Origin of the sequence: Streptococcus suis (assembly GCF_029616525.1) — a bacterium.
Taxonomy (GTDB): domain Bacteria; phylum Bacillota; class Bacilli; order Lactobacillales; family Streptococcaceae; genus Streptococcus; species Streptococcus suis_AF.
Window position 1 is genome coordinate 21788 of sequence record NZ_JANFME010000013.1, and the last position, 24321, is coordinate 46108.

General features: G+C 43.3%; 21 protein-coding genes and 1 riboswitch. Of the genes, 4 read left to right on the top strand and 17 right to left on the bottom strand.

Features of this window, described 5'->3' with window-relative positions; all coding sequences use genetic code 11:
- Position 1: 1 nt before the first annotated feature.
- The 10 genes from NOL38_RS06430 to comGA form a co-directional block, all read right to left on the bottom strand.
- Positions 2-553, bottom strand: coding sequence for a folate family ECF transporter S component (locus NOL38_RS06430; RefSeq protein ID WP_277941730.1), 552 nt, complete (start codon positions 551-553; stop codon positions 2-4).
- Between the two features lie 42 nt (positions 554-595).
- Positions 596-740, bottom strand: a riboswitch (THF riboswitch).
- A 125-nt stretch (positions 741-865) separates the two neighbouring features.
- Positions 866-2053 carry an acetate kinase gene (locus NOL38_RS06435; protein WP_277941731.1) on the bottom strand — a complete coding sequence of 396 codons (1188 nt, stop codon included), beginning with the start codon at positions 2051-2053 and terminating at the stop codon, positions 866-868.
- Between the two features lie 49 nt (positions 2054-2102).
- The gene (locus NOL38_RS06440) at positions 2103-3056 is read right to left on the bottom strand and encodes a class I SAM-dependent methyltransferase (RefSeq protein WP_277941732.1); all 954 of its coding nucleotides are present in this window, start codon (positions 3054-3056) and stop codon (positions 2103-2105) included.
- 49 nt (positions 3057-3105) lie between these two features.
- Complete coding sequence (gene comGG, locus NOL38_RS06445) at positions 3106-3624, bottom strand: competence type IV pilus minor pilin ComGG (RefSeq protein ID WP_277941733.1); 519 nt, start codon at positions 3622-3624, stop codon at positions 3106-3108.
- Positions 3602-4036, bottom strand: coding sequence for a competence type IV pilus minor pilin ComGF (gene comGF, locus NOL38_RS06450; RefSeq protein ID WP_277941734.1), 435 nt, complete (start codon positions 4034-4036; stop codon positions 3602-3604). The genes comGG and comGF overlap by 23 nt, the downstream gene beginning before the upstream one ends.
- Positions 4023-4316: a competence type IV pilus minor pilin ComGE gene (comGE, locus tag NOL38_RS06455; RefSeq protein WP_024405248.1), complete on the bottom strand. Its 294-nt coding sequence runs from the start codon at positions 4314-4316 to the stop codon at positions 4023-4025. The genes comGF and comGE overlap by 14 nt, the downstream gene beginning before the upstream one ends.
- Positions 4288-4695 carry a competence type IV pilus minor pilin ComGD gene (comGD, locus tag NOL38_RS06460; protein ID WP_099871810.1) on the bottom strand — a complete coding sequence of 136 codons (408 nt, stop codon included), beginning with the start codon at positions 4693-4695 and terminating at the stop codon, positions 4288-4290. Before comGD ends, comGE begins: the two co-directional genes overlap by 29 nt.
- The gene (gene comGC / locus NOL38_RS06465) at positions 4676-4957 is read right to left on the bottom strand and encodes a competence type IV pilus major pilin ComGC (protein ID WP_024387069.1); all 282 of its coding nucleotides are present in this window, start codon (positions 4955-4957) and stop codon (positions 4676-4678) included. Before comGC ends, comGD begins: the two co-directional genes overlap by 20 nt.
- A 1-nt stretch (position 4958) precedes the next feature.
- Positions 4959-5996 (bottom strand): competence type IV pilus assembly protein ComGB, encoded by a 1038-nt coding sequence (gene comGB / locus NOL38_RS06470; protein WP_277941735.1) that lies wholly within the window; start codon positions 5994-5996, stop codon positions 4959-4961.
- A complete protein-coding gene (comGA, locus tag NOL38_RS06475) occupies positions 5908-6858 on the bottom strand; it encodes a competence type IV pilus ATPase ComGA (RefSeq protein ID WP_277941736.1) in 951 nt (316 codons plus the stop codon). Before comGA ends, comGB begins: the two co-directional genes overlap by 89 nt.
- 85 nt (positions 6859-6943) lie before the next feature.
- Here comGA and NOL38_RS06480 point away from each other — a divergent pair, with 85 nt between their 5' ends.
- A complete protein-coding gene (locus NOL38_RS06480) occupies positions 6944-7894 on the top strand; it encodes a S66 family peptidase (RefSeq protein ID WP_277941737.1) in 951 nt (316 codons plus the stop codon).
- Positions 7895-7928: 34 nt separating this feature from the next.
- Here the strand turns inward: NOL38_RS06480 and NOL38_RS06485 are convergent, their stop codons facing one another.
- The 4 genes from NOL38_RS06485 to pbp1b all read right to left on the bottom strand — a co-directional run bounded on the left by NOL38_RS06485 (position 7929) and on the right by pbp1b (position 19221).
- Complete coding sequence (locus NOL38_RS06485; RefSeq protein WP_172001920.1) at positions 7929-8294, bottom strand: DUF1033 family protein; 366 nt, start codon at positions 8292-8294, stop codon at positions 7929-7931.
- 148 nt (positions 8295-8442) lie between these two features.
- Complete coding sequence (rpoC, locus tag NOL38_RS06490; RefSeq protein ID WP_277941738.1) at positions 8443-12090, bottom strand: DNA-directed RNA polymerase subunit beta'; 3648 nt, start codon at positions 12088-12090, stop codon at positions 8443-8445.
- 177 nt (positions 12091-12267) lie between these two features.
- A complete protein-coding gene (rpoB, locus tag NOL38_RS06495; RefSeq protein WP_277941739.1) occupies positions 12268-15840 on the bottom strand; it encodes a DNA-directed RNA polymerase subunit beta in 3573 nt (1190 codons plus the stop codon).
- A 993-nt stretch (positions 15841-16833) separates the two neighbouring features.
- Complete coding sequence (pbp1b, locus tag NOL38_RS06500; protein ID WP_277941740.1) at positions 16834-19221, bottom strand: penicillin-binding protein PBP1B; 2388 nt, start codon at positions 19219-19221, stop codon at positions 16834-16836.
- A gap of 153 nt (positions 19222-19374) precedes the next feature.
- Between pbp1b and tyrS the strand changes: the two genes are divergently transcribed.
- Genes tyrS through NOL38_RS06515 form a run of 3 tightly spaced genes read left to right on the top strand, consistent with a single transcriptional unit; the run spans position 19375 to position 21848 of the window.
- Complete coding sequence (gene tyrS, locus NOL38_RS06505) at positions 19375-20631, top strand: tyrosine--tRNA ligase (RefSeq protein WP_277941741.1); 1257 nt, start codon at positions 19375-19377, stop codon at positions 20629-20631.
- 3 nt (positions 20632-20634) lie between these two features.
- Complete coding sequence (locus tag NOL38_RS06510; protein WP_277941742.1) at positions 20635-21417, top strand: TMEM175 family protein; 783 nt, start codon at positions 20635-20637, stop codon at positions 21415-21417.
- Positions 21418-21470: 53 nt separating this feature from the next.
- Positions 21471-21848, top strand: coding sequence for an HIT family protein (locus NOL38_RS06515; RefSeq protein WP_277941743.1), 378 nt, complete (start codon positions 21471-21473; stop codon positions 21846-21848).
- Positions 21849-21875: 27 nt separating this feature from the next.
- Here the strand turns inward: NOL38_RS06515 and NOL38_RS06520 are convergent, their stop codons facing one another.
- The 3 genes from NOL38_RS06520 to NOL38_RS06530 all read right to left on the bottom strand — a co-directional run bounded on the left by NOL38_RS06520 (position 21876) and on the right by NOL38_RS06530 (position 24315).
- A complete protein-coding gene (locus tag NOL38_RS06520) occupies positions 21876-22085 on the bottom strand; it encodes a heavy-metal-associated domain-containing protein (protein ID WP_105130627.1) in 210 nt (69 codons plus the stop codon).
- A gap of 166 nt (positions 22086-22251) precedes the next feature.
- Positions 22252-22701, bottom strand: coding sequence for a CopY/TcrY family copper transport repressor (locus tag NOL38_RS06525; RefSeq protein WP_172041282.1), 450 nt, complete (start codon positions 22699-22701; stop codon positions 22252-22254).
- Positions 22702-22800: 99 nt separating this feature from the next.
- Entirely contained in the window at positions 22801-24315 is a 1515-nt protein-coding gene (locus NOL38_RS06530) for a metal ABC transporter solute-binding protein, Zn/Mn family (RefSeq protein ID WP_277941744.1), read from the bottom strand.
- Positions 24316-24321 lie beyond the last annotated feature (6 nt).

Below are 24321 nucleotides of genomic sequence, written 5' to 3' on the forward strand. Positions count from 1 at the left end.
TTTATTTAATGCCCATTAACTTGGCCAATTCAGGTATTTTTTGTAAACTTGGCAAGACAAGCATGGTCACGACAATCCGTAATGGAATTTCAAAAACTGCCTTAATCAAGCGACTGCTATACAGAACAATCCAAGGTGTTCCAAAATGGAAATGGAGGGCAATCGGTGTCATGATGAAAGAAATCACAACCTGAATCAAGACAACAACCCCTGCAACATAGAGCCAATCAGCCTTGTTCTTGGTATCGAGTGATTTTTGATAAAAGAACCAACCATAGAGAAAAGCCGATACCGCCTCAATCAAGATAAAGCTGAATAACATGGTCTGTCCACTGAACAAGACAAAGACTGGGTCTGAAATCGCCGCAAAGATAGCTGCCCAAACAGGACCGGCAATAGCTCCCAAAATAGCATTTGGGATAAAGGCAAACTGGACTTGCAAGGTTTCCGAAAGACGAATGGAGAAATAGTTCTCCACAATCATGACCAAGGCAAGAGTCACAGCAATAGCAGCCAACAGCTGCACCGTTAATTTTGGAATTTTCTTTTCCATAAAAAATGCTCCTTTTTCAAAATGGAGCTGTCGTGTATATTCGACAGCGGATGCAATGGTTTACCGCGCTACTCTCAGCCAGGTCCAATGTTCCTACTCTAGGAGACATCAGATACAAGCAAAGATCAGCTTCGTTATGTGGCAACATCCCATCCACATACACTTAACGCAAACCATCTACTCTGTGCAAATTTCTTTGCTAGTCTATTGTATCACACACTATATACTTTGACCACTTGCTAAAAACTATACCTTTCTAAAGGTATAAACTATAAGAGAAACTGGCAGTCTCCGACTACCAGTTAGTTTTTCTTATTTCAAGCGTTCCACTTCACGCGCAATAACCAATTCTTCATCCGTCGGAATAACCAAGACACGAACTTTTGATTCTGCCGTTGAAATGTCACCATAGTTGCCGAATACATTTTTTTCTGGGTCCAACTCAATACCAAACCAAGACAAGCCTTCTACTACGTCATTGCGCATAAGCGGTGCATTTTCACCCATACCTGCCGTGAAGACAAGGGCATCTGCCCCATTTAAAACTGCAAGATACTGACCGATAAATTTCTTAATACGGTCAATGAAAATATTGTAGGCCAACACTGCATCTGGATTGTGAGCTTGGATGCCTGCTTCAATATCACGCATATCACTTGAGAAGCCAGATACACCGAACAAGCCTGACTGTTTATTCAACATGTTAACAACGTCTGCAGCATCCTTCAACTCATCAACATTTGAAATCAAGTAAGGAATAATCGCTGGATCAATATCTCCCGAACGAGTTCCCATCATTGGACCAGCTAGAGGAGTGAAGCCCATAGAAGTGTCAACTGATTGACCATGGTAGTTGGCAGTAATAGATACACCGTTTCCGATGTGAGCCGTAATCAATTTTAATTCCTCAATCGGACGTCCCAATACTTTTGCTGCCTCATGCGCTACATAATAGTGACTAGTTCCGTGCGCTCCATACTTACGAACCTTGTGGTCGGTATAGTACTTTTGTGGAATCGGATAAAGATAGGCATGCTTTGGCATCGTAGTGTGAAAGGCTGTATCAAAAACAGCTACATTCAAAACTTCTGGTAGTACTTCCTCAAATGCACGCATTGCTGCTACGTGAGCAGGGTTATGAAGCGGTGCCAAAGCACTTAGTTCTTCAATTTGCTCAACCTCTTTTGGTCCAATAACAGCTGATTCTTTGAAAATCTCTCCACCTGCAACAACACGGTGTCCGATACCAGTAATTTCCTCGTAAGCAGCAATGATGTTGTGTTTAAGCAAGTCTTCTAGGAGAATCTTAACCGCAACTGTATGATTAGGAATATCTAAAACTTCACTTTCTTTCTTCCCATCATACTTAACTGTTGAAATGGAATCGTTCAAACCGATGCGCTCAACAATCCCTGCCGCTAATACTGTTTCTTCTGGCATTTGATAAAGTTGCCATTTCAGACTTGAACTACCTGCATTAATTGCAATTGTTTTTGACATATCTTACCTCTTTTAAAGCGTTTTCCTAAATAGTATAACAGATTTTCACTTAAATTGCATTCTCTTGCTTCCAATTTTTGAAATTGAGCATGAACTTCTGAATAGCTTCTGGTTCTTGAAGACTTTGCAAGGGATAAACAAACGGCGCTAGAGGTCTAGCTGCTTTCCTTTGCAAAACAAAAATAGACTTGGCCATAGCAGCCTTCCCAAAGAGATTTGGTGGCAGGGCAATCATGGCAACAATATTGGCTTGCTCCTGTAACCAACCTTTCAGCAAATCGCTTTGCGGGCTAGTCAATAAATCATTTGGAGCCAACAAAATCGCAAAGCCATCTTTTTCCAGATATTTCAGGGATTGTTCCATGAGTAAATGATGGGCGTAGGTATGTTCATTTGGGCTGGCGACCTGATAGCGGCTAGCAATCTGGTCATCTGGATAGTAGCCAATAGGCAAATCTCCCAAAATTACTTGACTCTCCTTCAAAATCTGCGGACGTACCGCATCTCCCTGAGCAAAAGAAATATCTGCCTGCATGACATCAGCAATACTTGCCGACAAATCAATCAAGAGGTCGTCCACTTCGATCCCCAAGTAATCCAATTCTTTCTGGCTGGCGTTAAGAATGGTCTGAGCTAGATTGCCTGTCCCCGAACCAATTTCCAGAACCGTCACCTTTTGAGTCGGCACTAGTTGGTCTACTAGAAAAGATAGGATAAATCCGATGGAATCTGGTGTGAACTGGTGATTGTACTGCATGGGTTCAGTCTGATTGGCCTTGATGAGTAGGAATTGGTAGGCACGACGCCATTCTTCCTTGGTTAAATCTAGTTGTTTCAAGGTCTTGTTATTATTGATAATAAGGTCCGTCTCATGCTGATTAGCTATGTAAGCAGCATTTTGCTCAATCATGGCATCATAGATATTGGTACCTAGCTGGTTTTGGATAGTCTGTACGTTTTCTAATAGCAGGTCGTAAGCCTGTTCGATCTTTTCAAAATTCATACTCCTATCTTATCAAAAATTCACCAACTTTGCACCAAAAAGGGAGCGACTAGCCACTCCCCTCGGGTACTATTTTAACCGGAAATTGATAGTGATACTTCCCTCCATTTCTTAGATTCACGTTAACCATTAAATTCCTATTTTTAATATGATATCTGGCCTGACCCTCTTGAAACAACATGCTCCCTTCGGTCTCTATTGGCTTGCTTTGCTCAGAACTAGTTTGAGCTGGTTTTTCAGCGGTTTCTTGACTTTCTCTAGTTGGTTGTTCCTCCTTTTTCTCCTTTTCATTGACAGTTTGGCTAGCAGCCATGGCATCTTCCTTCTTTTCATCTGTTTGGCTAGCCACCTTTTCAGCAACTACTTGAGGCTCTTGCAGGTCCTGCTCGACCTTGTCCAAGACCATCTGAGCCATGATGTAGGCAGTCGTTTCTTGCCTTGCCACCTGTACCAAGCGACTCTCAGCCTCTTGGCGGTGTAGATAAAACTGAAGCAAAAGACTAAAAACCGCCAGCATCAAAAGGGCATAGAGCAGGATGCCCGCCTTAACTTTTTTCTTTAAAAGCATAGATAAAGGTCCGCTCCTCTCCGTTTTTAAAGCTAAAGTCGATGCGCACCAGCTGGTTTTCTTGGGAAATAGCTGCGCTGTCCACCTGATAAATCATAGGTTGATAGCCCTGTCCTCTATCATTAGTTTTCCGAAAATCATCCGACCGTGACTCGCCAAAGGCCAAAGCCTGTTCGCCTTTGTTGACATAGACCTTGCCATTTTCAACCTTGACCAATTCACCCTGGTCCCACTCCGACCGCAATTGACTAGAGAAGACCAACCATTCCTTTTGAACGGTCTGACCTTGGTAATGCGCTTCTTGAACCAGCAGTTTTGACAAGCCTTCAAAGACCAGAAGACTACCTGAAAGGATGACTAAGGCTACCAAGCATTCCAAGAGAGTAAAAGCAGGAATTTTACTTTTTAACAACCGATAAAACCTCCTTTCCCTCGTGGAAAACAATAATCTTATCCGCAGTTCGTTGAACCTGAACTGTAACACCGTTTAAGGCTAGGTTATCTTGCCCGGTCTGAACAGCCATCTGTGCTAGATTGAGAACCTCCTGTTGTTCCAATTCCCAATCCTGTCGCCTACGACCAGCATCCACCGCTGACAAAATCAAGCTACAAATGGTCACCAAGGTAGCTAGGGCTACCAAACTTTCTAATAAAATATAAGCCTTATTCTTCTGTTTTCTTATAGCGACCACTCCCTATATATAATTGATACGTGACTGTTTTTCGACTAAGCCGAAAGCGAATTTTAGACAGTGAGGAATTTCCTCCATTTTCTTCAAATGTGATGGTCTTCCCTTCTAATACTTCTAAACTTCTAGGCGCTTTCACCATCTGATGACCATTTGTCACTTCTTGTTCGCCGATAGTTAGACTAACTGACTGGTGTGAACTAGCTGCCAATTTCTGACTGTCTTTATAGATGGCCTCAAATTCCCAGAGAAAAATTTCTTCCTGAACAGACCGAAAAACCGTTTGTACTGTTCCCGACAGGCTGATTGCCAGAAAGCTGACAACCAACAAGGTCAGCAGACTTTCAAACAGGGTAAAAGCCTTATTTTTTCGCCGTAGCATACTGTTTTGCTTGTTTTTCAGTGATGTAGCCAGCTGCCTGCAAGTCTGCCACCGTTGCTTCCTTGTCATGTTCCAATTCATAGAGCTCCATCTGGCTCTCCACTACTTTGACAACAGCCGCATCCCCCTTCTTCTGAATAGCATCCTTCTGCTGGCTCAAATTTGGCACAAAAAGGAGCAAGAGCAGGCTAATGATCCCCAAAACGACTAACATTTCCACCAGAGTGAACCCTTTTACCTTCATTTCAACTAATTTTTTCATTTTACAACTCCATATTTTGATAAATCGGCAGCAACATGGCTGCGTAGATGAGAACGACCATTAAGGCCACAAAGAGAAAGACCAGCGGTTGAATCAACTGCATGGCTCTATTGACCCGAGAGAAAAAATCCTCCCAACACTCGGCTGCATAAACTGTCAACTCGCCACCCAACTTGGACTTGACCTGACCATACTCGACAATCAAACTCAGCTCCCGCTTAAAAAAGGCGTAGGTCTTAATGTGTTCGTGAAAGCTCTGACCATTGGAAAGCGACTGCTCCAGGTCATGACCAATCTCCCGAAAGAGCTGCGACTGCTGCTCCTGCATCAGGCCTACAATCTGCGGCAGGTCCAAACCTTGCCCAATCAAACTCCCCCACTCCCTGGCGTAATAGGCCGTCAGATAGGTTTGGATGAGTTTTCCGAAAAATGGCAGAGCTACTAAGCAGGAAAAGACCTTGATTTTGTTGGTTTTGCGAAACCAAACCATACCAGCCAAGACCGCTACCAAACTAAGTCCACAGAGGGATAAAAAGATGGTCGGTAGATGATTGATCAGCATGGTCGCTGCATTACCTTCCTCCAACTGAGGTAAAAGATAGTTTTTCAAACCCAGCATAATCAAGAACAGAAAACCTAGCAAGATAACTGGATAAGTTGCCACCTCAATCAATTTTTTACGAACCTTGCTGACATTTTCCAGATAGGACTGAATATGACCCAAACTCAAACTGGTATTGCCATGAACTTCTGCCAGAGACACCTGTGTGACCACCGCATCTGAAAACCGTAAATCCGCCAGCAAACTTGAAAAGGGTTTGCCTGCTAACAGCCCGTCTGACAAGACCTGGGTATAGGGATCTGCCAGAAGCTGACTGCGTTTGAGGAAATCAACAATCTCACCCAGATGAAAACCGCTGGCAAAAAGATTATTGAAAAGCTCAATGACCTTACGCTGGCGAGCCAAGGGCAATTTTTTCTGTTTCTGCCTGCCGAAGACTGATATGTCCTGCCGCAAAAAGGCGATCAATTTGCGCATTCCACTGGTCTGCGGAATAGTTTTGGTAATTTTCGTTTGCAAAATCCACTACACCTCCTCCCCCAATCAAGCGTTGATAGGCAATCCCTTGAAGGGCGTTGTTTAGCTCTTCAGGACTGACCCCCAATTCCAACATACGGGCATAGACACCTGAAATAGACCTTGCGTGAACTGTTGAAAAAACAGTGGCTCCTGTCAGGCTGGCTCTGATAACCGCTCTCGCCGTTTCCGCATCCCGAATTTCACCGATGATGAGCAGGTCCGGTCGATGACGCAGGGATAATTTTATCAAATTGTCGTAGGTGGCTCCGATGGCTTCATTGAGTTGGAGTTGCAGCATATCCTCCTGCTTGATTTCGACAGGATCCTCAATGGTCAAAATCTGCTTGTCTGGGAATTTCAGCCTGGCAAGATGGTACATAAGAGTGGTCTTACCAGATCCGACTGGACCAGAAAAAAGGTAGAGCCCTCGTCCCTTGATTTCTTCTGCAAGCCGCTCGGCCGCCTCAAACCAGAACTTGAGTTCCTTGTCATTGTCATAGAGCAGGCGGATAACCAAGCTTTCCTTGCCACGATAATCACCGACAGTTGATAAGCGAAGTGAAATCTCTCCGCTACCATAATCATAGTCACAGGAACCCTGCTGGCTACGGCGTTTTTCACCAACATTTAATCCTGCTAAAAACTTGAAATGGCTGATGATGGCTGTTACTTCCTCCTCAGCCAAGTCTTGCACAAACTCCCGTTCGTCCATGATACGATGATAGACTTGGTAGTCCTGACCACGAGGAACCAGATAAATGTCACTGACCCTATCCGCCACCGCCTCTTCAATCAACTTTCTTGATTTTTCTTGAATCATAAAACCTCCTCACCCTATCTATTCGCAAGGAAACTTGATTTTCCTTTCTTTTCTGATAAAATAATAAAAAATCTTGGAGGTTCCTATGAAAAAATTAAAAAAAGGCGACCACATACGTGTAGTCAGTCCCTCTTCATCTATTGAAAGAATTGGTGGTTTTGAAGCCAATCTTGCAGCCAAGGAAAAATTGGAAGACCTGGGCTTCAAACTGTCCTTTTCTGAGCATTATTTTGAAAACGACATCTTCGATTCCGCTCCGATTGCCAGTCGGGTGGCTGATTTGGAAGCTGCATTTGCGGACAAGACTGTCGACGCCATCCTTACAACCATCGGTGGTTTTAACTGTAATGAGCTGTTGCCCTATTTGGATTTTGACCTAATTGCGCGTCATCCAAAGATTTTCTGTGGCTATTCAGATACGACTGCCTTGCTCAATGCCATCTATGCCAAGACAGGTCTGCAAACCTATATGGGACCAGCTTATTCTAGCTTCAAAATGGTGCAAGCCCAAGAGTATCAAACAGAAGCCTGGCTCAAGGCTGTGACACAAGACTCCTATGAATTGACTCCAAGTTCAGAATGGTCTAGCGACGCTTGGTACCTACCAGACGCCCCTCGCACCTTTTACCCAACAGAATGGAAAGTCTACAATCCCGGCCGAGCCTCCGGTATTGCCATCGGCGGAAACATCTCAACCCTCAACCTGCTGACTGGGGCAGAGTTCACACCCAGACCAGACAACTATATTCTATTTTTAGAAGAGGCGGAAGACGACGATTATCTCATTATCGCTCGTCACTTGACAGCCCTTCTACAAGCTTATCCAAATCCACAGGCTCTTGTCTTCGGTCGTTTTCCTAAGGAAACCAAGATGACCGAAGAGATTTTGCTAGCGATTTTGGACAAGCACCCTATTCTCAAAACCATCCCTGTTCTCTACGATCTGGACTTTGCCCATACCCAGCCACTCTTTACCATTCGGATTGGTGGGCATGTTGAGCTTGATGCAGAAGCATTTTCTATCACATTCAGCTAAAGAGGATTGACCTTTGCGGGTCAATCCTCTTTTATTATTCATTTACGCAATTATTTTGTTTTAATTTGCAGGGGCGCATACGAGGTTGCGTAGGTTGCTTAATAAAACAAGCCGGTAAATTTTCTCTCGCTTCTACCAACATCAACGAATGATATCGCTGCAAATATTCATCGCATTCCTCACACCAATGCTGGTCTGATTCATCCCAAAAGGCCACCATTGTGCCATTTTTACTCTGCTTTTTAGGGAACTTTTCTGATAATCGTACCCATTCCTTCTGAAATGCTTTTAAAGCATCTTCATAACGATCAAAGGCTACCTTACTAACAATATCTTCTTCCCAACCATCTAAAAACCACCAGGGCTCAAAATCTCCATACATTTTAATTACTTGATACATAACACATACTTCCTTTTTCGTACACATTATACCGAATTCGTCTGATTTAAGGAAACATTCTGCTTGTTAATTCCTTATCAAGTTGTGTGAGCGCTTTATTTCTGAACGAAAGAAAACACATCCCTCAGAAAGAGATGTGTCTCAAATCTTATTCAGTTACAGCTTCAAGCTCTGCTTCTGCAGCAAGCTCTTCTGCTACTGTGTCTTCAATGATTTCAACTTCATTGATGGCTTGTGGTTCAAGATTACGGTAGCGGGCCATACCTGTACCTGCTGGGATAATCTTACCGATAATAACGTTCTCTTTAAGACCGAGAAGGTTGTCACGTTTACCACGGATAGCAGCATCTGTAAGGACACGTGTTGTTTCCTGGAAGGATGCGGCAGACAAGAATGAGTTGGTTTCAAGAGACGCTTTTGTGATACCCATAAGAACTGGACGAGCTGTTGCCGGAATACCACCAGCGATAACCACTTCAGCATTGGCATCTGTAAAGTCTGTGATATCCATGAGGGTACCCATGAGAAGATCTGTGTCACCTGGATCCATGACACGCACTTTACGAAGCATTTGACGAACCATTACCTCGATGTGCTTGTCGCCGATTTCTACACCCTGGCTACGGTAAACTTTTTGAACTTCAGAAAGAAGGTAAGTTTCAACCGCCAAGACATCACGGACTTCAAGCAAGCGTTTTGGTTGGATAGAACCTTCGGTAAGGGCGGCTCCACGCGCGACTTGGTCACCAACTTCAACCTTCATACGGGCTGTAAATGGAACCACATACTCACCTTCACCGGTCACACCTTTAACAAAGACTTTCTTGGTACGAGTAGAAGCATCTTCTTCAATAGCGATAACTTCCCCTTTGACCTCAGTGATAACCGCTTCCCCTTTTGGATTGCGAGCTTCAAAGATCTCTTGAACACGAGGAAGACCCTGCGTGATATCGCTGTTTGAGGCTACACCACCCGTGTGGAAGGTACGCATTGTAAGCTGTGTACCAGGCTCACCGATAGATTGAGCTGCAATCGTACCAACTGCTTCACCCACTTCAACCGCATCACCTGTTGCCAAGTTGATACCGTAACAATGACGGCAGACACCGTGACGAGTGTTACATGTAAATAAGCTACGGATGGTTACTTGTTCAACGCCTGCATTGACAATTTCACGGGCAATCTCTTCCGTAATCAATTTGTTTGGACCAATGATAACGGCACCCGTTTCAGGATGTTTAACAGTTTTCTTAGTGTAACGACCTTGCAAACGCTCTTCAAGTGGCTCGATCATTTCCTTGCCATCTGTGATAGAACGGATGTCAAGACCACGGTCTGTTCCACAGTCGTCTTCACGGATGATGACATCTTGGGCAACGTCAACCAAACGACGAGTCAGATAACCTGATTCGGCTGTCTTCAAGGCCGTATCCGTCATACCCTTACGGGCACCGTGAGTTGAGAAGAACATTTCCAATACAGAAAGACCTTCACGGAAGTTAGACAAGATAGGCAATTCCATGATACGTCCGTTCGGAGCTGACATCAGACCACGCATACCGGCCAACTGGGAGAAGTTGGAAATGTTACCACGGGCACCAGAGTCCATCATCATAACGATTGGGTTCTTCGGATCTTGTTTTTCAACCAGACGTTTTTCCAATTTTTCCTTAGCTGAACGCCATTCATCTGTAACAGCTGCATAACGCTCATCATCCGTAATCATACCACGGCGGAATTGTTTCTTGATTTGTTCTACACGTTCGTGAGATTCTTCAATGATTTCAGCCTTGTTGTCGATAACCGGAATATCGGCAATACCCACTGTCAAACCAGCAAGTGTTGAATGATAATAACCCAAGTCTTTCAAACGGTCAAGCAGGGCTGATGTTTCAGTTGTACGGAAACGCTTGAAAATTTCAGCGATGATGTTACCAAGATTTTTCTTCTTGAATGGTGGGTTGATTGGCAATTCTGCAATAGCAGCCTTGATATCTGATCCTGGTTCCAAGAAGTATTTATCAGGAGTTCCTTCTGTCAAGTTAGCATTGTTTGGCTCTTGCAAGTAAGGAAGTCCTTCAGGCATAATCGCATTAAACAAGATTTTTCCGACAGTTGTCATCATAATCTTGTGTTTTTGATTGTCTTTCCAAGGTTTATCGAGGCTATCTGTTGCGATACCTACACGAGTATGCAAGTGAACATAGCCATTGCGGTGTGCCATAACAGCTTCATCCGCATCCTTGAAGACCATACCTTCACCTTCACGACCAGCATCTTCCATGGTCAAGTAGTAGTTACCCAAAACCATATCCTGAGACGGTGTTACGACTGGCTTACCATCTTTAGGGTTAAGGATGTGTTCTGCCGCGAGCATAAGGATACGTGCTTCTGCTTGTGCTTCTTCTGACAATGGAACGTGAATCGCCATCTGGTCACCGTCAAAGTCGGCGTTGTAGGCTTCACAGACAAGCGGGTGCAAACGAAGGGCTTTACCGTCGATCAGAACTGGCTCAAAAGCCTGAATCCCCAAACGGTGAAGGGTAGGTGCGCGGTTCAAAAGAACTGGGTGTTCTTTGATCACTTCTTCCAAGATATCCCAAATACGGTCATCACCACGCTCAATCAAACGTTTTGCAGCTTTTACGTTACCAGCAATATCACGGGCAACGATTTCGCGCATGACAAACGGTTTGAAGAGCTCGATTGCCATTTCACGTGGCACACCACATTGGTACATTTTCAGCGTTGGACCAACAGCGATAACGGAACGTCCTGAGAAGTCAACACGCTTACCAAGCAAGTTTTGACGGAAACGTCCTTGCTTACCTTTTAGCATGTGGCTGAGTGATTTAAGTGGACGGCTACCTGGTCCTGTAATTGGACGACCACGGCGACCGTTGTCAATCAAAGCATCCACAGCTTCTTGGAGCATCCGTTTTTCGTTTTGTACGATGATACCTGGAGCGTTAAGTTCCAAGAGACGAGCCAAACGGTTGTTACGGTTGATAACACGGCGGTAGAGTTCGTTCAAGTCAGATGCGGCAAAACGGCCACCATCCAACTGAACCATCGGACGCAAATCTGGTGGAATAACTGGAAGGATATTGAGAATCATCCACTCAGGCTTGTTACCAGATTTATAGAAAGCATCCAATACATCCAAGCGACGAACTGCTTTAATGCGTTTTTGACCAGAAGCTGTTTTCAATTCTTCTTTCAAAGCTGCGATTTCTTTTGGAAGATCGACTTGTTTCAAGAGGTCTTGGATCGCTTCTGCACCCATTTTGGCAACGAATGAACCATAGCCATATTCACGCAAACGCTCACGGTATTCGCGCTCAGTCATGATTGACTTGTGCTCAAGCGGTGTATCTTTCGGATCAATCACCACGTAAGCCGCGAAGTAGATAACTTCTTCAAGCGCACGTGGGCTCATATCCAAGGTCAAGCCCATACGACTTGGAATCCCTTTGAAATACCAAATATGTGAAATTGGTGCTTTCAACTCAATGTGTCCCATACGTTCACGACGTACTTTTGCACGAGTCACTTCAACACCACAGCGGTCACAAGTAATCCCTTTATAACGGATACGCTTGTATTTACCACATGAACACTCCCAGTCTTTTGTTGGACCAAAGATGACTTCGTCAAAGAGTCCATCACGTTCTGGTTTAAGTGTCCGATAGTTGATTGTTTCAGGTTTTTTAACCTCACCGTAAGACCATGAACGAACCTTACTTGGTGAAGCTAACGTGATTTGCATACTTTTAAATCGATTTACGTCAACCACTAATAATCCCTTTCTTTTCTTGTGAGAGGATGGATTCCCATACCTCAAATTCTTGAACAATAATCAGCAGAATGGATAGCTGGTAAGCTATTTTTCTATAAATCAGACGGTGGAAGACTGTTGGTCCTTATCTCTTTCAGTTCTGAGATTTGGACCAACTTATTCCATCCATTCTAATTATTCTTTGCCTTCTGCTTCTTCTGCTGCAAAGGCTGCGGCTGCGTCAGCTGCGGCTTTTGCACGTGCTTTTTCAAGATCATCTACGTGGATGATGTCATCATCTTCACCTTCATCAAGGTCACGCAATTCTACTTCATTGTTGTCTTCATCAAGGACACGCATATCCAAACCAAGTGATTGCAATTCTTTGACAAGAACGCGGAATGATTCTGGAACACCTGGTTTTGGAATTGGTTTACCTTTGGTGATGGCTTCATAGGCTTTAAGACGACCTGTCACATCATCTGACTTGTAGGTCAAGATTTCTTGAAGGACGTTAGAAGCACCGTAGGCTTCAAGGGCCCAAACCTCCATCTCACCGAAACGCTGACCACCAAACTGAGCCTTACCTCCGAGTGGCTGTTGGGTAACGAGTGAGTATGGTCCGACTGAGCGGGCATGGAGTTTATCATCAACCATGTGGTGAAGCTTGATCATGTACATGACACCGACAGATACACGGTTGTCAAATGGCTCACCTGTACGGCCATCGTAAAGAATGGTTTTGGCATCTGAATCCATACCTGCTTCTTTAACAGTTGACCAAAGGTCTTCTGAACTTGCACCATCGAAAACTGGTGTTGCGATATGGATGCCCAAGTTGCGAGCCGCCATACCCAAGTGAAGTTCCATAACCTGACCGATGTTCATACGTGATGGCACCCCGAGTGGGTTCAACATGATGTCAACTGGTGTTCCGTCTGGAAGATATGGCATATCCTCAACAGGTACAATACGTGAAACGACACCCTTGTTACCGTGACGACCGGCCATCTTATCTCCGACCTTGATCTTACGTTTTTGAGCGATGTAAACACGAACCAACATGTTAACACCTGATTGCAATTCATCACCGTTGGCACGAGTAAAGATTTTCACATCACGAACGACACCATCGGCACCGTGAGGTACACGAAGAGAGGTATCACGTACTTCACGTGACTTGTCACCGAAGATTGCGTGCAAGAGACGCTCTTCAGCAGAAAGATCTTTTTCACCTTTTGGTGTAACTTTACCAACAAGAATGTCGCCCTCTTTAACTTCGGCACCAATACGGATAATCCCCATTTCGTCCAAGTTGCGAAGGGCATCTTCACCAACGTTTGGAATTTCGCGAGTGATTTCTTCAGGGCCTAACTTGGTATCGCGTGTTTCTGATTCGTACTCTTCCAAGTGAACAGATGTATAGACATCGTCTTTCACAAGGCGTTCAGACATGATAACCGCATCCTCGAAGTTGTAACCTTCCCAAGTCATGTAGGCAACGATAGGGTTTTGACCAAGAGCCATTTCCCCATTTTCCATAGAAGGTCCATCTGCGATGAAGTCGCCTTTTTCTACGATGTCGCCCAATTTTACAAGGGTACGTTGGTTATAGGCAGTACCCGAGTTTGAACGACGGAATTTAGAAATGTGGTAGACATCAAGCGATCCATCTTCACGACGCACTTCTACCTTGTCCGCATCTGCGTAAACAACCTTACCATCGTGTTGAGCGATAATTGCCGCACCTGAGTCATGGGCAGCCTGGTATTCCATACCAGTACCAACGTAAGGCGCTTTTGGATCAATCAATGGGACAGCCTGACGTTGCATGTTGGCACCCATGAGGGCACGGTTGGAGTCATCGTTTTCCAAGAAAGGAATACACGCTGTCGCAACGGCAACTACCTGTTTAGGTGAAACGTCCATGAAGTCTGCTGAATCTGCTGGGAACTCTTGGTTGTTACCTTGGTGACGTCCCATAACAATCTTATCAACGAAGCGGTTGTTTTCATCAAGAGGTGATGTTGATTGTGCTACGATATAGGCATCTTCTTCATCCGCTGTCAACCAAACGATTTCGTTTGTAACTGTACCAGTTGCACGGTCAATCTTGCGGTATGGTGTTTGGATGAAGCCATACTTGTTGAGGTGACCATAAGAAGACAAGTTGTTAATCAAACCGATGTTTGGTCCCTCAGGCGTTTCAATCGGACACATACGACCATAGTGAGTGTAGTGAACGTCTCGAACCTCATAACCAGCACGGTCACGAGTCAAACCACCAGGTCCCAAGGCTGACAAACGGCGTTTGTGAGACAACTCAGAAAGTGGGTTGTGTTGGTCCATGAACTGTGACAACTGAGATGAACCAAAGAATTCTTTGATTGCGGCTGTAACAGGACGGATATTGATGATTTGTTGTGGCGTCAATACTTCATTGTCTTGAACAGACATACGCTCACGCAAGTTACGTTCCATACGAGTCAAACCGATACGTACTTGGTTAGCAAGCAATTCACCAACGGCACGAATACGACGGTTACCCAAGTGGTCAATATCATCTACACGACCAAGACCCTCAGCCAAGTTGAGGAAGTAGCTCATTTCAGCCAAGATGTCCGCAGGTGTTACTGTACGTACGTTTTCTGCAGGATTAGCATTACCTATCACCGTCACAACACGTTCTGGATCCTTAGGAGCTACAATCTTGAATTTCTGCAAAAGAACTGGCTCGAGAAGAACAGCGTTGTCATTTGGAATATATTCTACCAAGTTGAGCTCATCGAATTGTGCTTCTACTTTTTCAAGCACATCACGACTCAATACAGTACCAGCTTCCAAGACAATTTCGCCTGTCTCACCGTTAATCACATGCTCAGCAAGTGTTTGGTTGAGCAAACGAGTACGAAGGTTGAGCTTTTTATTGATTTTATAACGACCAACAGGTGCCAAATCGTAACGACGTGGGTCAAAGAAACGAGCTGTCAAAAGGCTACGAGAACTTTCAGCTGTCTTTGGTTCACCTGGACGAAGGCGCTCATAGATTTCCTTAAGCGCTTCATCCGTACGAGAATCTGCTGGGTTTTTATGAATATCTTTTTCAATGGTATTGCGAACCAATTCGCTATCACCAAAGATGTCAAAGATTTCATCATCGCCTGAGAAACCAAGCGCACGAACAAGCGTTGTGAACGGAATCTTACGCGTACGGTCAATACGAGTGTAGGCAACGTCTTTTGAATCTGTTTCCAATTCCAACCAAGCTCCACGGTTAGGGATAACCGTTGATCCATAACCTACTTTACCATTCTTATCTACTTTATCATTGAAGTAGACACCTGGTGAACGAACCAACTGAGAAACGATGATACGCTCTGCACCGTTGATGATGAAGGTACCCATTTCAGTCATGATTGGAAACTCACCAAAGAAGACTTCTTGAGTCTTGATCTCGCCAGTTTCTTTATTCACCAGACGGAAAGTCACATAGATTGGAGCTGAGTAGTTCGCATCATGCGCACGCGCCTCTTCCAATGTGTATTTAGGCTCTTTCAATTCATAACCAACGAATTCCAATTCCATGGTATCCGTAAAGTTTGAAACTGGAAGTACATCTTCAAAGACTTCTTTCAAACCATAATCTAAAAAGTCTTGGAAAGAGTCCGTTTGGATTTCAATCAAATTTGGTAAATCAAGAACTTCCTTGATTCTTGAAAAACTACGACGGGTACGGTGCTTACCGTACTGAACTTCATGTCCTGCCAAAAGTTTTCTCCTTTGTAATAAGATACTAAGCCGTAAACAACTCAAAGAAAAATAGGAAACACGACGACGGAGGCAAGCCTCCTAGGAGCTGTTTATCTTTTTTCACAGAGTTGTAGGCGAGTTCAATTAAAAGATACGAGACCGTAAAAACCAAAGTGAAAATAGGAGAGTGACGTTGTGTCATCAGACACAAGGAGCTCTATCTTTTTCACACAGGTTTTAGGTCGAGTTCAATTAAAGATACGAGGGCGTTTAACACTCCTAAAGAAAATAAGCGGTAAGTCCGAAATCTTTGATTTCGTTGACGCACCCTCGTCAGAACGACTAGGACTTTCTAGACCAATAGTCGAAGAAAGTTCAGTCGTTTACGACGCCAAGGGGTAAACAAAGTCAAAGTTCCACAAACTGCATCTTTTTCTACAGGAGTGTAGCCCGAGTTCAATTTAAGATACTAAGCCGTAAATAACTCAAAGAAAAATAAGCGGTAAGTCCAAAATCTTTGATTTTGTTGACGCACCCTCGTCAGAACGACTAGGACTTTCTAGACCAATAGTCGAAGAAAGTTCAGTCGTTTACGACGCCACGAAGTAAACAAAAACAAAGCTCTACAAACCTTTTCTTTTTTTCACAGAGTTGTAGGCAAGTTCAATTAAAAGATACGAGAGCGTTTAACACTCCAAAAGAAAATAGAACATCGACAAAGCAATCAAAAGATTGCAAGGAGATGTATCTTTTTTACAGGAGTGTAGCCCGAGTTCAATTATATACAGCCATGTGATGACCAACATTCATCCTTTTTCTGAATTTTTAGAATTTTTAAGAATAGGTAACAATTCTCAAAAAAATTCCTCATAGACACAAAAAGAGCAGCTAAATCTTCCTTTGAAAAAGTTTGATTTAACTGCTGCAAGCCTTGTTTGGACAATATTTCAAACAAGACACACGACAAATAATTTATACAATTATAGCATATCCAACATAAAATATCAAGCGCTAATCATTATTATTCTGATTATTTGATGAGGATTGAGTGGATGAATTTGTACGACTTGAACTACTGCTCTGTGTCGTACTACTTGGGGTTGTAGTTGTTTGAGAACCCGCAATACTGCTCCAAGCCTGTGCACGATCACTATCTGTACCACCCACCATAAAATTATAACTGGTAACTGGGGCACCATTTTTCGCCCAATAACTTGTAGTAGTTGCGCCACCAACAGTTACTTGACGACCATTAACTTGAACTGTTCCTGCACGTTGACCCGTTGAAGCCACTACTGTAGATGAAATAACACTACTATCTAATTCAAATTTTCCTGAAAACATATCTGCATTCACATTATAGAGCGCATTAACCATATGAGCGACATATTGCGAATTGTTGTGATAACCCGTCCATACATACATTTCAGAGTTATCATCATTTCCAGCCCAGGTACCCAAAGTAACTTTTGGTGAAGAAAGCATTAACCATACGTCGTTCACTTCGTTACTTGTTCCTGTTTTCCCAACAAAATCTACATTTGCAGCTTGAGGATTTAAGGCACTTAGACGACTTTTGAAGGTTGTAGTATATCCTGAATTAATTACTTGACGCAAGAGTTGATTCATAATACTTGCTGTAGCTTTGGAATAGACTTGTACCGGGGCCGCCTCATGTTTGTAGATGACAGTACCATCATTAGCTGTAATACTTTCAACGATGTAATGCTTGTTGTATACTCCACCATTTGCCAATGTCTGATAAGCATTTGTATTGGTTAAAACAGAAATTTCGACCCCGCCTCCAAGTGGCACACTTTCGATATCATACATGGAAATATTATAATTCATTTTATCCATATATGACTCCACATCAACTCCAGAATTCTGTAACATCTTGTAGGTCCAGAAGGCCGGAATATTTACCGAACGGTCAATAGCTGTCTGTAAGTTCATCATACCAGTACCACGACCAGAACCATACATAATTGGTTGCCCACTTGAGAAATTCGTCGGATAATCCGATAGAATACTCGCTGACCCCATCAATCCTTGGTCAATAGCAATTCCATAAGCTAACAAAGGCTTAATTGTTGATGCTGGTGATCTCAAGGTATCAAAAGCGTGGTTATTCTGGTTGGTAGCGTAATCTCGACCACCTACAAAACCAAGAATCGCACCCGTAGCATTATCAATCAGAACGCTGCCTGTTTCAACATAAACATTTCCATTGTCCAAGACCGACCCATAGTTTGCTACCACCGATTGCATGGTATCATAAATCCCCTTGTCAACCGTACTCTTAATGGTATAACCACCTTGACTAAGCTCCTGCTTAGCTAATTCTTGGTAGGAAGCTTTTGTTTCATCATTCTTCAAATCACTCTCAGTAACCTTGTCGCGTTTCACTAAATAGTCAAACATAACTTGTTCTGCTTCTTCCATTACCTCATAATACAAGTAGTCCTTTGTATCTGCAGTAACCGGAGCTGGAGCAATGAAATCCTGCTTAATATCATAAGCTTTATAGGTTTCGTACTCTTCCTTGGTCAAAAACGACGCACGATACATATTAAAGAGAACATCTTGATAGCGTTCGATTCCATATACCATGTCCTCATCCGCCTTACGAGTACCATCAGAAGCATAAGGGGAATACACGATTGGACTTTGCGGTAGTCCAGCAATGAAGGCTGCTTGCGGAACTGTCAACTCACTAGCCGGTTTTCCAAAAATACCCTGGGCTGCAGCTTCAGCACCAGCAATATTTCGACCTTGATTGTTTCGACCAAAAGGAGAAACATTTAAGTAAATCGTTAAGATTTCTTCCTTGGACATGTTTCGTTCGAGAGCCAAAGCCGAAACAATCTCATTTGCCTTACGCGTAAAGGTTGGAGCATCTCCGACAAGTTGCTGTTTTATCAATTGCTGCGTCAAGGTTGAACCACCGCTAGATGAACCTAGACCAACTGATCCCAGTGCCGCACGCAAAACAGCCTTAGGCACAACCCCATTGTGGGTTTCAAATGTTTCATCCTCTGTCGCAATTACAGCCTGTTTTAGATAATTCGAGACCTCTTCCGAAGTAATAGGTACACGAAGCAGATCTGAATTCACTTCCGACACCAAGCTACCATCCGAATAGGTAACGGTGGAAATCCGACTAACTTCTGAAACCTTCGCTACCAGTTCCTCTGTTTTGGGAATCTTAACGTCATCAAAAAGACTAACCACGAAACCAATTCCTATACCCGCACCAAAAAGACCGAATAGGAACACCAAGACAGCTACTGAATTGAATAATAATTTCAGCGTCCGAAGGAAAACTCCTACTACATCCCCTAAGCCTAGGGCACTGATTTTCTTTTTAAAATCTTGCTTATCTGATTTAGTCGCCATATTAACTCCTTATCGTTCCATTATACCAAATTTTGTTTATTTTCCGCAATTTCGTGGTATAATAGGGAGGAATTTTTTAAAATGAAGTTCGGTCCAAAAATCATATAAAATGGTTTATGGTCCTGTATATTAAACCTAAAGGAGACAGCCCACATGAACATTTTTGAAGAACTAAAAGCTCGTGGCTTGGTCTTTCAAACGACAGACGAAGAAGCCTTGGTAAAAGCATTGACAGAAGGACAGGTTTCTTATTACACAGGATACGATCCAACAGCAGATAGTTTACACTTAGGGCACTTGGTTGCGATTTTAACCAGCCGTCGTTTGCAGTTGGCTGGCCACAAGCCTTACGCCCTAGTTGGCGGTGCGACTGGTCTGATTGGCGATCCTTCCTTCAAGGATGCGGAGCGGAGCTTGCAAACTAAGGACACCGTGGACGGTTGGGTAACAAAAATCCAAGGTCAGCTCTCTCGCTTCTTGGATTTTGAAAATGGTGACAACAAGGCCGAAATGGTCAACAACTACGACTGGTTCTCAGACATCAGCTTTATCGACTTCCTTCGTGATGTTGGTAAATACTACACAGTCAACTACATGATGAGTAAAGACTCTGTAAAAAAACGGATTGAAACAGGGATTTCCTACACCGAGTTTGCCTACCAAATCATGCAGGGCTATGACTTCTACGAACTCAATGACAAGCACAATGTAACCCTACAAATCGGTGGTTCTGACCAGTGGGGTAACATGACTGCAGGTACCGAGTTGCTTCGCCGCAAGGCTGACAAGTCTGGTCACGTTATGACTGTTCCGCTTATCACCGACTCGACAGGTAAGAAGTTCGGTAAGTCAGAGGGCAACGCTGTTTGGTTGGATGCCGACAAGACTTCCCCATATGAAATGTACCAATTCTGGCTCAATGTCATGGATGACGATGCCGTTCGTTTCTTGAAGATCTTTACTTTCTTATCATTAGATGAGATTGCTGAAATCGAGAAACAATTTGACGCTGCCCGTCATGAACGCCTGGCTCAGAAGATTTTGGCCAAGGAAGTCGTGACATTGGTCCACGGTGAAGAAGCCTATAAACAAGCCCTTAACATCACCGAGCAATTGTTTGCTGGCAATATCAAAAACCTGTCCGCAAAAGAACTCAAACAGGGACTTAGCAACGTTCCAAACTACGCTGTACAGGCTGAAGACAACCTTAACATCGTCGAACTCTTGGTTACCTCTGGTATTGTCAACTCAAAACGCCAAGCTCGTGAAGATGTGCAAAATGGTGCCATCTATGTCAATGGTGAGCGTGTGCAAGACTTGGACTATACCCTTTCTGACAGAGACAAGATTGACGGCGAGCTAACCGTTATCCGTCGTGGAAAGAAAAAATATTCAGTTTTGACTTATTAAGCTATGAAAAATACCAAGCAAAATCCTAAAAATCAAGAATTTTTGAACGACTACTTTGAACAAATGGCTCAGGAAGCCAGTCTTTTGCATCCTGAGTTAGAGCATTTGTCTGCCGATGAACGTCAAGCATTTTTGGACCAACTCTATCGTGAGGATGAGACACGTCGTGCCAAACGCCTGAAGGAGCATCTAGAGGTGTTCTCCGACGCAGTGATTGGGGTCATCATCACCATGATGTTGCTGGAAATTCCTTTACCGAGCGACACTGTTGATACACATCACTTTTTCACTGGCATCCTCATCTTCTTTGTATCCTTTTTCATCGTGGCGGATTTTTGGTATGACAACCACAAGATTCTGGGACAGATTGAGCACGCAACCAGCAAAATCTTAATTGTTCAATTCAACTTTATGGCAACGCTAGCCCTCATTCCCCTCTTTACTCGGTGGATGATGGAAGGCATAACCACCACGGCTGTTGTTGGTTATGGGGTCGTGACCATTGCAGTCAATCTCTGTCAATCCATTTTGAATTACTTTGTCCTACAAGAAAAGTTTGCCGACACAACATATACAAAGCGGTTTGTTTCCATGGCACACTTACGGCAATTGGTGACCGTCGCCCTTTTCAACATCGTCGTTATCCTATTTGCTTACTTTAATCCGACACTTGCCTTTTATTTCTACATTTTGCGACCAATCGTATCTTTCCTAGGGGCAGCCTTCTTCGAAAAGAAACGGCAGGAGCGGAAAGAAAAAATGGCAGTTAGAGTAAATCACATATAATTCCCAAGGAAATCCTATGTGATTTCCTTTTCTGCTAACCTAGGAGAAAAGACATGACCTGTATTTTTTGCCACCAACTCAAAGAAGAAGATATTCTCTACCAGACGGAGTATTTCAAGGTAGTCTGGGATATTGACCCTGTCCAAACAGGGCATCTACTGATTATCAGCAAGGAACACTATGACACGCTCAGCCAAATCCCTTCTGCTGTTCGCTATGAGCTATCGGACTTAGAAGTCTTTTTGACTAATAAACTCTGTCAAGTATTGACAATTGACGGTGTGACCATAGCTTGCAACGATCGCTTGTTTGATGCTGGCACCCATTTCCATGTCCACCTGATTCCACGCTTTCGTTCAGACGGCTTCTGGGACCAAATTTCACTTGCACAAGTACAGCTAGACCTGACTCATTTTCTCAAAGCACTATAAAAAGCAGCCCGACGGCTGCTTTTTCGCTTATACCAACTCTTCCACTTCATAGATAGTATCTTCCAGCACCTCTTGGTACTGTTCCAAGTCATAGGCTACAGAGGTTTCCACCTCCGCCAACTGCTCTTCCAGCTGGATGTTCACCTCTTCCACCCCATCCATTTCCAAGAAATGATTGGTCACATGCTTCACACAGTTTTGACAAGATAAATTTTTCAATTTCAAGGTCTGTTTCATGATTTTTCTCCTCGTTCTTTCACAATAAAAATAAAAAGTAGCACAACTCTAAAGGTTTGCAAATTGAGCAAACTCTGTTCACATCCTTAAGCCAAAGATTGAACTCTGGTACTTACTCATTTTCAAGTAACACCACCCAAATTTTACACTCATTTATCAACACATCTTATGTCGATTTTTGAAGTGTATGATGATGACCACAAGTACATTGACCTGGCAGACACTGACAGACAATACTCTCAGGTGCCGTCTTTTGTAACTGCGAGATTTTGCTAGCGATATTCTCAAGGCTTTTTTGGGAAAATGTCCCTGTGTCCAGCAGTTTTTCAACCAGTTGCCCCTGTTTTGTGGAACATATGGTAGCTAGTAAGAGCTCCACCTGCCCCTGCAAATGTTCCTCTTCACTAATCAGCGGATAATAGTGGTATTTGCTAGTTTCCTTAGCCATTCTCAAATAGTTTTTCTTCCGCAGCCGCCCTAAAAGTGTCTTAATGGTCGTCGCCTGCCAATCAAATCCCTCCTGCAAGGCCTGAATAATTTCCTGAGAAGTCGCACCAGGATGGGCCCACAGAACCCGCATCACCTGCCACTCCGCAGCAGAAATTGTCTGCTCCACACATTCACCTCCAATCACTTTTCTACAATCAGTTTACATTTGTAGTCAAAAAATGTCAAGAAGAACGACCGAGCAAGATACTCGGTCGATTTTCATATGTTAGTGAGCCAGCATCTCCTGACCAATTTCCAAACCAGTCATATCATCTGGATAGTAAGTAGGCCAGTTGTCCATTTCTTCCAACAATTTTTCTTGGCTCTCTCCACCAAAATAGATGTGGAAGTGACCTGTTTTAACAGGGGCGATATTGTGGTCGCTAAATTGAACATATTTATAGTTACCAGCATTTGCATCAGTTGCCTCAAACAAGAAACGAACGCCACGATTTCCTTTTTTGTAGGTCAAAATCTTATAACCCACATACTTATACGTGAATTTTTCTTTCTTATCTCCCACTACAAATTCCATGGTATTGTCTGTAATGTTGATATGATCCACATCTGTTTTGTAGCCTGTATCGTAATAAGCCTTGTACTCTTCAGCTGTCATATCGCCTTTCTGTTTAGCCTTATAATCCCAGACTTGATCTAAGGTCCCATCTAGCAAATATGGATAAACAGATTGCCACTCGCCTGCATAATCTGAAAGAGTACGATCTTTTACGGCACTATCTTCAAAATAACCGTTATAAACAGTTTGCGCAGTCTCAGCACCCTCTTCTGGCAAAATTTCAGAACCTTCTTGGGAAGTTGTTTTTTCAAGGGCAGTCAGATTATCTTCCATAACAGAAATATAATCCTTACCATTTTTCATATCCTCATCCGTCAAACTTTCAAGAGGATTAAGAACATCCAACTGAACCCCAGTCTCTTTGGCAAGTGTTTCTGCAACAGATTTTGACGCATTTTCTTCAAAATAGATATACTTAATACCATATTTATTAATATACTCTGTCAATTCTGCTAGACGTGATGGAGTTGGATCCTCATCTGCAGCAACACCTGTAATAGAAACTTGTTTCAAACCATAGTCCAAAGCCAAATATGCAAATGCAGTATGTTGTGTAACAAAGTATTTCTGTTTCGCAGCAGATAATGTTTCAGAATATTTAGCATCCAAAGCATCTAATTTCTCAATATAGGCTGCCGCATTTGTTTCAAAAGCATCTTTCTTTTCTGGGTATTTAGCTACCAAACTATCACGAATATTTTCTACAAGTGTGATGGCACGCTCAGGAGACAACCATACATGCGGATCATAAGCATGGCTATGCCCCTCCTCACTATGGTCGTGGCCTTCATGTTCCTCCTCACCACCAGGCAAAAGCAACATCCCCTCCGTCGCACTGATAACATTTACTTTTTCAGTATCAATCGAACCTTCTACATCATGGACCCATGTTTCCATATTTTCATTTTCATAAACAAAAGCATCTGCTTCTTGGATACGAGCAATATCTTTAGCTGACGGCTCATAACCATGAACCTCTGTCCCAGCCTTAACCAACAATTCAACATTTGCTTCATCACCTGTTACCTCCTTGGTAAATTCGTAAACAGGATAAAAAGTCGTGACGATATCCAACTTGCCATCTTCCTGAGAAGCTGTGCTATTGCCACAAGCAGCTAAAAGCAAAGCTGAGACAGACAAGAATAATAAACCAACTTTTTTCATCTTAAC

What these genes read in the sequence shown, in the direction of transcription:
- NOL38_RS06430 (WP_277941730.1), bottom strand. Translation starts at nt 553, where the DNA reads ATGGAAAAGAAAATTCCAAAATTAACGGTGCAGCTGTTGGCTGCTATT.
- NOL38_RS06520 (WP_105130627.1), bottom strand. Translation starts at nt 22,085, where the DNA reads ATGAAACAGACCTTGAAATTGAAAAATTTATCTTGTCAAAACTGTGTG.
- NOL38_RS06530 (WP_277941744.1), bottom strand. Translation starts at nt 24,315, where the DNA reads ATGAAAAAAGTTGGTTTATTATTCTTGTCTGTCTCAGCTTTGCTTTTA.
- comGA (WP_277941736.1), bottom strand. Translation starts at nt 6,858, where the DNA reads ATGATTCAAGAAAAATCAAGAAAGTTGATTGAAGAGGCGGTGGCGGAT.
- NOL38_RS06435 (WP_277941731.1), bottom strand. Translation starts at nt 2,053, where the DNA reads ATGTCAAAAACAATTGCAATTAATGCAGGTAGTTCAAGTCTGAAATGG.
- NOL38_RS06440 (WP_277941732.1), bottom strand. Translation starts at nt 3,056, where the DNA reads ATGAATTTTGAAAAGATCGAACAGGCTTACGACCTGCTATTAGAAAAC.
- pbp1b (WP_277941740.1), bottom strand. Translation starts at nt 19,221, where the DNA reads ATGGCGACTAAATCAGATAAGCAAGATTTTAAAAAGAAAATCAGTGCC.
- comGG (WP_277941733.1), bottom strand. Translation starts at nt 3,624, where the DNA reads ATGCTTTTAAAGAAAAAAGTTAAGGCGGGCATCCTGCTCTATGCCCTT.
- NOL38_RS06515 (WP_277941743.1), top strand. Translation starts at nt 21,471, where the DNA reads ATGACCTGTATTTTTTGCCACCAACTCAAAGAAGAAGATATTCTCTAC.
- NOL38_RS06485 (WP_172001920.1), bottom strand. Translation starts at nt 8,294, where the DNA reads ATGTATCAAGTAATTAAAATGTATGGAGATTTTGAGCCCTGGTGGTTT.
- comGC (WP_024387069.1), bottom strand. Translation starts at nt 4,957, where the DNA reads ATGAAAAAATTAGTTGAAATGAAGGTAAAAGGGTTCACTCTGGTGGAA.
- NOL38_RS06510 (WP_277941742.1), top strand. Translation starts at nt 20,635, where the DNA reads ATGAAAAATACCAAGCAAAATCCTAAAAATCAAGAATTTTTGAACGAC.
- comGB (WP_277941735.1), bottom strand. Translation starts at nt 5,996, where the DNA reads ATGCGCAAATTGATCGCCTTTTTGCGGCAGGACATATCAGTCTTCGGC.
- comGD (WP_099871810.1), bottom strand. Translation starts at nt 4,695, where the DNA reads ATGCTACGGCGAAAAAATAAGGCTTTTACCCTGTTTGAAAGTCTGCTG.
- tyrS (WP_277941741.1), top strand. Translation starts at nt 19,375, where the DNA reads ATGAACATTTTTGAAGAACTAAAAGCTCGTGGCTTGGTCTTTCAAACG.
- NOL38_RS06480 (WP_277941737.1), top strand. Translation starts at nt 6,944, where the DNA reads ATGAAAAAATTAAAAAAAGGCGACCACATACGTGTAGTCAGTCCCTCT.